This is a genomic window from Streptomyces sp. NBC_00647, assembly GCF_045207245.1.
Classification (GTDB): domain Bacteria; phylum Actinomycetota; class Actinomycetes; order Streptomycetales; family Streptomycetaceae; genus Streptomyces.
On the sequence record NZ_CP109040.1, the window covers coordinates 5,269,076 to 5,281,245 of the forward strand.

Genomic DNA, 12,170 nt, shown 5'->3' on the forward strand with positions numbered 1-12,170 from the left:
GGTGTAACGGCGCTGGTGAGGACGGTTACCACTCAAGTGTGCGGACCGCCGCACGGCCGTGCGCGCATATGCGGGAGAATGAGCACGTGACCTCAGCGACTCGCCGGCCCGAGACCCCGGCCTCCACCGTCCCGCCCCGGCTGATCGCCACGGACCTCGACGGCACCTTGTTGCGCGACGACAAATCGGTGTCCGACCGCACGATCGCCGCCCTCGCCGCCGCCGAACAGGCCGGTATCGAGGTCTTCTTCGTCACCGGCCGCCCGGCCCGCTGGATGGACGTCGTCAGCGACCACGTCCACGGGCACGGCCTGGCGATCTGCGGCAACGGCGCCGCCGTGGTCGACCTGCACGGCGGCCCCGGAGCCCACCGGTTCGTCAAGATCCGCGAACTGGCGCCCGACATCGCCCTCGAGGTCGTCCAGGTGCTGCGTTCCGCCGCGCCCGGCACCGTGTGCGCCGTCGAACGGACGTACGGCCTCCACCTCGAACCGGGCTATCCGCTGATGCACATGGAGCCGCCGGAGATCGTCGCGCCCGCCGAGAAGCTCCTCGCCGAGAACGCTCTGGACGCCGATCAGCCGGTGCTGAAGGTGCTCGCGTTCCACCCGGACATGGACCCGGACGACTTCCTCAACGTCGCCCGCCCGGCCATCGGCGACCGGGCCAACGTGACCCGGTCGAGCCCCAGCGCCCTGCTGGAGATCAGCGGCCCCGGCGTCTCCAAGGCCAGCACCCTCGCGCTGTGCTGCGCCGAGCGCGGTATCTCCCCCGAGGAGGTCGTCGCCTTCGGTGACATGCCGAACGACGTCGAGATGCTCAGCTGGGCCGGCCGGTCGTACGCGATGGGCAACGCCCACCCCGCCGTGATAGCCGCCGCCTCCGGCCGCACGGTCGCCAACAACGAGGACGGGGTGGCGGTCGTGATCGAGCAGATCGTGGCGGACCGGGCGTAGCCACCCGGCATCCACCCGCCCCCGGGGCCTCCGGCAGACCCGCCGCGGGCCCCGCGGCGGTCGCCCCGCAGCACCGCCGGGAAGCGCCTGTCCGACGCGGTGGGCTGCTACCCGGCCGCCGGCTACAACCGGGTGGCCGCTCCTCACGGCGCCGATGTCCCGCCTCCGTGGGCCTATGCGTCGACCCCGTGCTCCGCGAGCCACGGCACCGGATCGATCGCCGATCCCAGCTCCGGCGTCACCCGCACCTCGAAGTGCAGATGCGGGCCGGTCGAGTTGCCGGACGTGCCCGACTGCCCGATCCACTGTCCCGTCGACACCCGCTGCCCCTGGTCGACGGCGACAGCCGCGAGATGCGCGTACTGCGTGTAGTAGCCGCCGGGGTGCTCGACCACGACCTCGATACCGAAGGCACCACCGCAGGACACCTTCACCACCCGGCCCGCCCCGACCGCCCGCACCGGTGTGCCGATGGGCACCGCGAAGTCCTGCCCGGTGTGCCGGTGCGCCCAGCGCTCGCCCCCGCTGCCGAAGCCCGCGGAGAGCTCGTACGTCTCCACCGGCGCGACCCACGCCCGCGTGGAGTCCAGCGGCGGCTGGTCGAGACGGACCGCACCACGGCAGGCGCCCGCCGCCACCGAGGCGTCCGCCCGGCTCTGCAACACCGACCGCGCCTCGTCGAGCTTCGCGTCGATGGTCCGCTTCATCTCGGCGAGTTCACCGCTGCGCTTCTCCAGCGCCTGCCACAGGGCCTGGGCCTTCGCCTCGTCCGCGGCGAGCCGGTCCTCGGCGCGCCGGCTCTTCGCGACCGCGTTGGCGACGGCCAGATCCGCTCTCCACACGGCACGCTGACCACGCATCAGATCATCGGGGTCCTGCGCGAACAGGATCTGAGCCGTGTACGGCAGCCCGCCACCCTGCCGGTACTGAGCACGCGCGATACGGCCCAGGTCCTGGTGCAGCACCGCGATCTCCTGCCGCTCCCGCGTGAGGAGCCACTCGGTCCGCTCGGCCCGGCCACGCTGCGCCTCGGCATCCCGCCGCCCCGCCTCGTACTGCCGCGTCGCCACGGAGGCGTCTTCGTACAGCCGCGCCACCTGGGTGCTGATGCCGGGGTCCCCGCCGTCGCCCTCGGCCACCGTCGGCTGGGCCGCGAGGACCGCCAGCGCGCACAACAACGCCGGTACGAACAGGGGATGGCGACGAGAAGAGCGCATGACAGCGATCGTGACCCGCGCCTTCGGACCCGGCCTGTTGAAGGGGTGCACCTGGGGGACGGGGCGTCACGAATGGCCCAGGGGCGGGCGGAACGGCCCCGTCACGGCGGCCCGTGACGGCGCCTCGTGACGTCGGTCCCCGTCACGGCGGGGCGGACCGACCAGGGCCCTTCGCACGGACCGCGGAAGACGCCCGGCCGGGGCTTGCGCGCGAAACGCCGAACGGACCCCCTGCACAAGGGGATTCAGTGCGGCACCTGCCACACCACCGTCGTACCGCCGCCGCCCTCGCCGATCCCCGGCCCGTACCAACTGGCGCCGCCCAGCGACTCGGCACGCCGCTCGAGGTTCTTCAGGCCGCTGCGCCGGCCTCCGGCGGGGATGCCGACGCCGTCGTCCGCGACGGTGAGGCGCACACCCGGCCGCCTGTCCGGCAGAAGGACGTTCGCGTCGACGGAGACCTCGATACGGGAGGACCCCGCGTGCCGGAAGGCGTTGGAGAGGGCTTCTCGCAGCGCGGCGATGAGGTTCTTGCCGGTGAGTTCGCCGACCAGCGTGTCGACGGGTCCGGTGAAGCGGTACCCGGGCTTGAAGCCGAGCGGCACGGCGGCCATGTTGATCTCGCGCAGGACGCGGGTGCGCAGCCCGGACGGCACCTCGGCGGGACCCTGCTGGAGCGCGAAGATCGCCGTGCGGATCTCCTGGATGGTGACGTCGAGTTCGTCGACGGCCTTGCCGACGCCCCGCTGCACCTCGGGCACGCTCGACCGGCGCTGCGCGCTCTCCAGCATCATCCCGGTGGCGAACAGCCGTTGGATGACCAGGTCGTGCAGGTCGCGGGCGATCCGGTCGCGGTCCTCGTACACCGCGATCCGTTCCCGGTCGCGCTGTGTCTCGGCCATCATCAGCGCCAGCGCGGCCTGCGAGGCGAACTGCGCGGCGAGGGTCCGCTCGGTCTCCGTGAACGGGCGTCCTCCCCGGGTGCGCGGGGTGACGAGGGCGCCGAGGACCCGGCCGTCGCTCTGCAGGGGGAGCATCATGACGGGCCCGTACGCGCGGGCGAGGTCCAGGGGCATGCGCGGGTCGACGGCCGCGTCCTCCACGAACACCGGCCGCCCGGCGCAGACTTCGGCGACCAGCTCACTCTCCGGCGGAACGACCGTGCCGAGCACCCTCGAAGGGTGCTCCGAGGCGACCGCGACGATCTCCAGGCCCCCCTCCTCCACGGGCAGCAGCACGATCCCGGCTGCCGAACCGGAGAGCCGGCGCGCCTGCTCGGCGACGACCTGCAACGCCTCCTCGCTGTCGCCGCCCGCCAGAAGCGCGGTGGTGACGGCCACCGAGCCGTCGATCCAGCGCTCACGCTGCTGCGCCGCCTCGTACAGACGGGCGTTGCCTATGGCGATGCCCGCCTCCGCGGCCAGCACCCGGAGCATGTCGAGGTCGTAGTCGCCGAAGGTCCCGCCGCCACGCTTCTCGGCGAGGTACAGATTGCCGAAGATCTCCCCCCGCACCGGGATCGGCACTCCGAGAAAGCTGTGCATCGGTGGATGTCCGGCCGGGAACCCGCAGGAGCGCGGGTCGTCGGTCAGGTTGGTGAGCAGCACCGGATCCGAGGCCCGGATGAGCGCCCCCAGAAGCCCCTTGTGGCCGTCGGGCATCCGTCCGATCCGTCGGGCGGTCGCCTCGTCGACGCCGTGATGGACGAAGTCCGCGAGTGTCTCCCCGCTCTCGGCCACGACCCCGATGGCCGCGTATCGCGCGTCCGTGAGCTCGGCCGCGGTCTCACAGATCCGGTTCAGTGTGGAGTGCAGTTCCAGCCCTGTTCCGACCGATCGCATCGCCTCCAGCAACCGCGGCACCCGTGCGGTCAGCTCGACGGGCAGCCCTCGCAGGCCACGGACCACCGGGTCCGCCGCCCCCGTGCCGCCGCCCGGGGCGGGGGAGTCTGGGGCTGCTGACATGCCTTGAGCCTAATTAGTCCTCTTTGCAAGGGAAAGTCGTGTCTCGGGAGAGGACCGCGCTCAGCGAGCCGCCGCGCCCACCAGCAGGTCTCCCGCGGTCTCCCGCTCCACCATCTCCCGCAGCGGTCCCTCGACGGTGGCCAGCTCCGCGAACGTTCCACGCTGGACCACACGCCCCTCCGCGAGCACGATCACCTCGTCCACCGCGTCGAGCCCGGCCAGCCGATGAGTGATCAGCAGGGTCGTACGGCCCTCGGTGGCGGCCAGCAGATCCGCGGTGAGCGCGTCGGCCGTCGGCAGGTCGAGATGTTCCGCCGGCTCGTCGAGAACGAGGACGGGGAAATCGGCGAGCAGCGCGCGGGCCAGTGCGAGTCGCCGGCGCTGGCCCCCGGACAGCCGTGCCCCGTGCTCACCGATCAGGGTGTCGAGCCCGTCGGGAAGCCCGTCCACCCAGTCGAGGAGCCGGGCTCGCCCGAGCGCGTCGCGCAGTTCGCCCTCGGTCGCGTCCTTGCGGGCGAGCAGCAGGTTCTCGCGCACGGTGCTGTCGAAGAGATGCGCGTCCTGGGCGCACAGTCCGACCAACCGGCGCACGGCGTCCCCATCCATCCCGTACGCGTCCGCGCCGCCCAGCGTGTACACCCCCGCTTCCGTGTCCAGGAACCGCAGCAGCACCTGCGCGAGCGTCGTCTTGCCGGCCCCGGACGTACCGACCACGGCGATCCTCTGGCCCTCTTCAAGGGTCAGGTCGAGGCCGGCCAGCGCGTCCCGGTCCTGTCCCGCGTGACGGGCCCGGAGCCCTTCCACACGGAGCGGGAACGGCGAGACGGGCGCCGGTAGCGGCTGTTCGGGTTCGCGTACGGGATCGGCGGCGTCCAGCACCTCGTACACACGCTCCGCGCTCTTCCGCACCCGCTGCCGGTACTGGACGGCGAGCGGCAGCCCCATGACGGCCTCGAAGGCGGCGAGCGGAGTGAGGACGACGACGGCCATCACCACACCGTTCAGACGCCCGGCGGCGACCGCCTGGGCGCCCACGAAGGCGGTCGCGGTGACGGTGAGCCCGGACACGAGCGCCGTGAGTCCGTCGCCGAGCGCGGTCGCGGTGGCGGCTCGCGAGGCGATGCGGGTGAGCAGGTTGTCGGCCCGCCGAGTCTCAGCCATACGGGCGGGCAGTGCGCCCGCGACGGTCAACTCGGCGGTCCCGGTGAGCAGATCGGCCACCTGGGTCGCCAGCGCGCCCCGTGCGGGCGACAGCCTTCGCTCGGCACGGCGCGCCACGGCGCCGGTCACCGTCGGAACACCGACAGCGGCCGCCAGCAGACCGACGGCGAGCGCGGCACCGGCCTCGGGCAGCAGCCAGGCGGTGAATCCGACGGAGGCGGCGGACACCAGGACCGCCGCTCCGGCCGGCAGCAGCCATCGCAGCCAGTAGTCCTGCAGGGCGTCCACGTCGGCGACGAGTCGCGAGAGCAGATCGCCGCGCCGGGTGGCCCGCAGTCCGGCGGGCGCGAGCCGTTCCAGACGCCGGTAGACGGCGACCCGCGTATCGGCCAGCATCCGCAGCACGGCGTCGTGCGACACGAGCCGTTCCGCGTACCGGAAGACCGCCCGGCCGATGCCGAACGCCCGGGTGGCCGTCACCGCCACCATCAGATAGAACACCGGCGGCTGCTGCGACGCCCGCGAGATGAGCCATCCGGAGGTGGCCATCAGACCGACGGCGCTCCCGAGCGCGAGGCTGCCGAGGACCACCGCGAGCGCGAGCGGCCTCCGGCGCGGAACCGCCATGGCCCGGACGCGGGCGAGCACTCCGGCCCGGCCCCGGGACGTCGGAGCGAGTCCTTCGCCGCCGGTCGACGGCAGGCCTTCCGGCTCGACTCCCCGCGGCGGCTGTGTACGGCCCTGTTCCGCGGAACCGGGAACCTGGACCGGGAACGCGGGCTCCAGTCGCGCTGCACCGGACGCAGCGGCTTCCAGGCGCACCACCCGGTCCGCCACGCCCAGCAACGCCGGCCGGTGTACGACCAGCAGGACGGTCCGCCCCACGGCGAGCCGCCGTACCGCCGCGACGACCTCGGCCTCGGTTTCGCCGTCGAGCGAGGCCGTCGGCTCGTCGAGAAGCAGCACGGGCCGGTCCGCGAGGAACGCCCGGGCGAGTGCCAGGCGTTGACGCTGACCTGCCGACAGCCCGGCGCCGTCCTCGCCGAGGACGGTGTCGGCCCCGTCAGGCAGCGCGTCGACGAATCCGGCCGCGCCCGCGTCGGCGAGGGCCCGGCGCAGCGCCGCGTCATCCGCGTCGGGCCGCGCCAGCCGTACGTTCTCGGCGATGGTTCCGGCGTACAGGTGCGGCCGCTGCGGCACCCAGGCGATCCTTGAGCGCCACTCCGCGAGATCGGCCTCGGCGAGATCGACTCCCCCGGCCCGGGCCCGGCCCGCGGTGGGCTCCACGAACCCGAGCAGGACATTCAGCAGCGTCGACTTACCCACGCCGCTGGGCCCGACCAGAGCGACCGTCTCACCGGGTTCGACCCTGAAGGAGACGTCCGAGACCGCGTCCGCGGAGCGTCCCGGGTACCGCACGGTCATGCCCTCGAAGGCGATCTCCCCCTCGGGCACGTGCAGCGAACCGGACCGCGGCGCCGGGGTCTCCAGTACCGAGAAGATCTCTTCGGCCGCCGCGAGCCCCTCGGCGGCGGCGTGGTACTGGGCTCCCACCTGGCGCAGCGGCAGATAGGCCTCGGGCGCCAGCACGAGAATGACGAGCCCCACGTACAGGTCCATCTCGCCATGGACGAGCCGCATTCCGATGGTCACCGCGACCAGTGCGACCGAGATGGTCGCGAGCAGTTCCAGGGCGAAGGACGACAGGAAGGCGATCCGCAGCGTCCGCATGGTCGCCTGCCGGTACTCGCCGGTGATCTTCCGGATCGACTCGGCCTGCGCCTTGGCCCGGCCGAACACCTTGAGGGTGGGCAGCCCCGCGACGACGTCCAGGAAATGCCCCGAGAGGCGGGACAGCATCCGCCACTGGCGGTCCATCTGGGTGCGGGTGGCCCAGCCGATCAGCACCATGAACAGGGGGATCAGCGGCAAGGTGCCGACGATGATCGCCGCCGACACCCAGTCCTCGGTGACGATGCGCGCCAGTACAGCCACCGGAACCACCACCGCGAGTCCCAGCTGCGGCAGATAGCGCGAGAAGTAGTCGTCGAGCGCGTCCACTCCCCGTGTCGCGAGGGCGACCAGCGAGCCTGTCCGCTGGCCGCTGAGCCACCCGGGCCCGAGGGAAGCGGCCCGCTCCAGGAGCCGCCCTCTCAACTCCGACTTGACCGCGGCGCTCGCCCGGTGTGCGGCGAGCTCGGTGAGCCAGGCCACCGCGGCCCGTCCGATCGCCACGATCGCCAGCAGCGTCAGAGGGGTGCGGAGTTCGGTGACGGAGAGACCGTGCTGGAAGGCGCCGACCACTACTTCGGCGATGAGCATCGCCTGGGCGATGATCAGCGCCGCCCCGGCGACACCCAGCACCACGACCGCCCCAAGGAAGAGGCGGGTGGCTCGGGCGTACCGAAGCAGACGCGGATCGATTGGTTTCACGTGAAACACACCCCTGGCTCATCAGGCATGTTTCACATGAAACATGCCACTACGTCGGAATCAGTGCGACACATCCACGGCGATGTGCTGCGTACCGATGCGCTTGCGGAACACCCAGTAGGTCCAGCTCTGGTAGAGCAGAACGATCGGCGTGGCGATCGCGGCACACCAGGTCATGATCTTCAGGGTGTACGGGCTCGACGAGGCGTTGGTGACCGTGAGGCTCCAGTCCTCGTTGAGCGAGGACGGCATGACGTCCGGGAAGAGCGACAGGAAGAGCATCGCGACGGCGGCCACGATGGTGACCCCCGAAAGCATGAAGGCCCACCCCTCACGCCCGCCGTTGACCGCCACCAGCGCCCCGACCAGGGCTGCCACGGCCACGACCAGCGCGACCAGGGACGCGCCGTCTCCGTTCTCGACCTGGGTCCAGAGCATGAAGATGAGCGCCAGCACGGCCGTGGCCAGGCCGACTTGCAGCGCCTGCTTCCGCGCCCGCTCCCGGATGTCGCCGACCGTCTTGAGGCCGACGAACACGGCACCGTGGAAGGTGAACAGTGTCAGCGTGACCAGACCGCCGAGAAGCGCGTACGGGTTGAGCAGGTCCCAGAAGTTGCCCACGTACTCGAAGTTCCGGTCGATCTTCACCCCGCGCACGATGTTGCCGAAGGCCACACCCCACAGGAACGCCGGGATCAGGGAGGTCCAGAAGATCGCCGTCTCCCAGTTGCGCTGCCAGTGCTCCTCGGAGCGCTTCGCCCGGTACTCGAAGGCGACACCGCGCACGATCAGGCAGACCAGGATGATCAGCAGGGGCAGATAGAAGCCCGAGAACAGGGTGGCGTACCACTCGGGGAAGGCCGCGAAGGTCGCGCCGCCGGCCGTGAGCAGCCACACCTCATTGCCGTCCCACACGGGACCGATCGTGTTGATCAGCACCCGCTTCTCGGTGCGGTCGCGGGCCAGCAGTTTGGTGAGGATGCCGACTCCGAAGTCGAAGCCCTCCAGGAAGAAGTAGCCGGTCCAGAGGACCGCGATGAGGACGAACCAGACGTCGTGAAGTTCCATGACTCAGCAGCTCCCTGAGCCTAGTAGGAGAAGGCCATCGGCTTGTCGGCGTCACTGGAGTCGCCGCCGATCTTGGTGGGCGGATTGAGGTCGGACTCGGTGAGCTCGGGAGGCCCTGCCTTGACGTACTTCGCGAGCAGTTTGACCTCGACGATGGCGAGAATCGCGTAGAGCAGCGTGTAGACGGTCATCGACGTGATGACCTCGCCCTGCGAAACGCTGGGGGAGACCCCGTACCGGGTCTGCAGAACGCCGTACACGACCCACGGCTGGCGGCCCATCTCGGTGAAGATCCAGCCCCACGAGTTGGCGATCAGCGGGAAGCCCAGCGTCCAGATGGCGATCCGCCAGCCCCACTTGGTGAGCTTCGGGCCCAGGGCCTTGTTCTTGAACAGGACCAGATGCGGCGCCTCGTCCTCGCCGACCCTCAGGTGCTGCGGCAGCATGAACTTCTTGCGGGTCAGCCAGAGTCCGACCACACCGATCACGAAGGACGCCATACCGAAGCCGATCATCCAGCGGAACGCCCAGAAGGTGACCGGGATGATGGGGCGGTAGTCGCCGGGGCCGTACTTCTCCTGCTCGGCCTTGTTGGTGTCGTTGATGCCGGGGACGTACGAGTTGAAGTTGTCGTCGGCGAGGAACGACAGTATCCCCGGGATGGAGAGCTCGACGGTGTTGTGGCCCTTGCTGACGTCCCCGTACGCGAAGATCGAGAACGGCGCGGAGTCCTGACCGTCCCACAGCGCTTCGGCGGCGGCCATCTTCATCGGCTGCTGCTTGAACATGATCTTGCCGAGGGTGTCGCCGCTGATCGCCGTGAGCAGACCGGCGATGACGACGGTGATGAGGCCGAGCCGCAGCGAGGTCTTCATGACGGCCACATGCCGCTTGCGGGCCAGGTGGATCGCGGCGATGCCCACCATGAAGGCGCCGCCCGTCAGGAAGGCCGCCGTGAGGGTGTGGAACGCCTGGGCCAGCGCGGTGTTCTGGGTCAGCACGTGCCAGAAGTCGGTGAGTTCGGCGCGCCCCTTCGCCTTGTTGATCCGGTAGCCCACAGGGTGCTGCATCCACGAGTTGGCCGCGAGGATGAAGTACGCCGACAGGATCGTGCCGATGGAGACCATCCAGATGCAGGCGAGGTGGAGCTTCTTCGGGAGCCTGTCCCAGCCGAAGATCCACAGCCCGATGAAGGTGGACTCGAAGAAGAAGGCGATCAGGGCCTCGAAGGCGAGCGGGGCTCCGAAGATGTCGCCGACGAACCGCGAGTAGGCGGACCAGTTCATGCCGAACTGGAACTCCTGCACGATGCCGGTGACGACACCCATCGCAATGTTGATCAGGAACAGCTTGCCCCAGAACTTGGTGGCCTTGAGGTACTTCTGGTTCTCCGTACGCACCCAGGCTGTCTGCAGGCCGGCGACGAGCGCGGCGAGCGAGATCGTCAGGGGAACGAAGAGGAAGTGGTAGACGGTGATAATGCCGAACTGCCATCGCGCCAGAGTCTCCGGCGCCAAAGCCAATTCCACGTCGTCAGTCTCCTTACGTCGCCGTGGTCACAGCGGCAGTTTGCCCGCTTGGCTGCAGACATCATGGGAGGAACAGGACACGCTTGTGAACGCGTTCACATTCACAAGCAAGTATGACGCATACCCGTTCGATGGGTGAGGGGTGGGGGGGGTCCCTCAGTGGGACCGATGGGCCCCGGCCGATAGGGACCGGTCGCCCCATGGCGTGCACGAGGCTTCTCGGCTCTTCCCGCCCGCGATCTCCCGGCCCCACGGACGGAGTGGCGCGACCCGCAGGCCGGACTCACGGGTCTGCCAGATGCGCGCATCTACGGATCACCGGGCCCGCGGGACACCTCACCCCGACCGCCGGCGCCCCGACCGCCCGCGTCCTCCCCCGGCCGCCACCCGGATCGCACACACACCGAAGGGCCCCGTACGCGGGAAACGCGTACGAGGCCCTTCCCGGCTCGTGTGGCCCGCTCCGGAGACCCCGGGCAGGCACTCCGCCGGACGACTACAGCTCCTTGCGGAAGCCCTCGGTCGCCTTCAGGAAGATGTCGTTCGCCTCGGTCTCGCCGATGGTGACGCGGACGCCCTCGCCGGCGAACGGACGCACGACGACACCGGCCCGCTCGCAGTGGGCGGCGAAGTCGAGGGTGCGCTCCCCCAGCCGCAGCCACACGAAGTTGGCCTGCGTCTCGGGCACGGTCCAGCCCTGACCGCGCAGCGTGTCGACCACCCGGGTGCGCTCGGAGACCAGCGAGCCGACCCGGCCCAGCAGTTCGTCCTCGGCGCGCAGGCTCGCCACGGCGGCGTCCTGGGCCAGCTGGCTCACGCCGAACGGCACCGCCGTCTTGCGCAGCGCCGCGGCCACCGGCTCATGAGCGATCGCGAAGCCGACCCGAAGACCGGCCAGTCCGTACGCCTTGGAGAAGGTACGCAGCACACAGACGTTGGGCCGGTCGCGGTAGATCGCCACACCGTCCGGCACCTCGACGTCACGGATGAACTCGCGGTACGCCTCGTCCAGGACCACCAGCACATCGCTCGGCACCCGGTCCAGGAACCGCTCCAGCTCGGCCCGGCGCACCACGGTGCCGGTCGGGTTGTTCGGGTTGCAGAGGAAAATCAGCCGGGTCCGGTCGGTGATGGCGTCGGCCATCGCGTCCAGGTCGTGCACATCGCCCGGGGTCAGCGGCACCTTCACCGAGGTCGCCCCGCTGATCTGCGTGATGATCGGGTACGCCTCGAAGGACCGCCAGGCGTAGATGACCTCGTCACCGGGACCGCTCGTGGCCTGCAGCAGCGACTGCGCGACACCCACCGAGCCGGTGCCGGTCGCCAGGTGGGAGACCGGGACGCCGAACCGGTCCGCCAGTTCGTTCATCAACCCGGTGCACGCCATGTCCGGGTAGCGGTTGAACGACCCGGTCGCCGCCGTGACGCTCTCGATCACCCCGGGCAGCGGCGGATACGGGTTCTCGTTGGAGGACAGCTTGTACGCCACGGCACCGGCCGCGGCAGGCTTGCCGGGCTTGTAGGTGGGGATACCCGCCAGCTCCGCACGCAGCTTGGGGCTCGTCTCGCTCACCGCAGTCCTCCTCGTGACCACCAGCGGCTCATGACGACCACCGGCTACCAATGCTTCTCACCTTATGAGGATTCGGCGCCGCTGCGAATGGCCTGTGGACAACCGAACACCACCTTGTGTCCGACCAGGTGATCATTCACATACGCGGGACCCGGCCGTCCGCGTCGCACGACCGGCGGTCATCCGCGTACGAAGTCGTACGAAAAGGGGGCGCGCCGACAGCCGCCCCATGCGCCGGTGGCTCGCGCCGTGGCGCGCATCCCTCGTAC

The 12,170-nt window shown here is 70.4% G+C and carries 7 protein-coding genes; 1 reads left to right on the plus strand and 6 read right to left on the minus strand.

Features of this window, described 5'->3' with window-relative positions; genetic code table 11:
* Positions 1-68 precede the first annotated feature (68 nt).
* Positions 69-956: a Cof-type HAD-IIB family hydrolase gene (locus tag OG788_RS23155; protein WP_406373169.1), complete on the plus strand. Its 888-nt coding sequence runs from the start codon at positions 69-71 to the stop codon at positions 954-956.
* A 173-nt stretch (positions 957-1,129) separates the two neighbouring features.
* Here OG788_RS23155 and OG788_RS23160 read toward each other — a convergent pair whose 3' ends face one another.
* The 6 genes from OG788_RS23160 to hisC form a co-directional block, all read right to left on the minus strand.
* Positions 1,130-2,173 carry a peptidoglycan DD-metalloendopeptidase family protein gene (locus OG788_RS23160; RefSeq protein ID WP_406373171.1) on the minus strand — a complete coding sequence of 348 codons (1,044 nt, stop codon included), beginning with the start codon at positions 2,171-2,173 and terminating at the stop codon, positions 1,130-1,132.
* Positions 2,174-2,418: 245 nt separating this feature from the next.
* Positions 2,419-4,137: a GAF domain-containing protein gene (locus OG788_RS23165; protein WP_406373173.1), complete on the minus strand. Its 1,719-nt coding sequence runs from the start codon at positions 4,135-4,137 to the stop codon at positions 2,419-2,421.
* Positions 4,138-4,197: 60 nt separating this feature from the next.
* Positions 4,198-7,731 (minus strand): thiol reductant ABC exporter subunit CydD, encoded by a 3,534-nt coding sequence (gene cydD, locus OG788_RS23170; protein ID WP_406373175.1) that lies wholly within the window; start codon positions 7,729-7,731, stop codon positions 4,198-4,200.
* A 60-nt stretch (positions 7,732-7,791) separates the two neighbouring features.
* Entirely contained in the window at positions 7,792-8,799 is a 1,008-nt protein-coding gene (cydB, locus tag OG788_RS23175; RefSeq protein ID WP_406373176.1) for a cytochrome d ubiquinol oxidase subunit II, read from the minus strand.
* A 20-nt stretch (positions 8,800-8,819) separates the two neighbouring features.
* On the minus strand, positions 8,820-10,328 hold the full coding sequence (locus OG788_RS23180) for a cytochrome ubiquinol oxidase subunit I (protein WP_406373178.1): 1,509 nt from the start codon (positions 10,326-10,328) through the stop codon (positions 8,820-8,822).
* A 496-nt stretch (positions 10,329-10,824) separates the two neighbouring features.
* Positions 10,825-11,901, minus strand: a complete 1,077-nt coding sequence (hisC, locus tag OG788_RS23185; RefSeq protein ID WP_406373180.1) for a histidinol-phosphate transaminase — start codon at positions 11,899-11,901, stop codon at positions 10,825-10,827.
* Between the last annotated feature and the right edge of the window lie 269 nt (positions 11,902-12,170).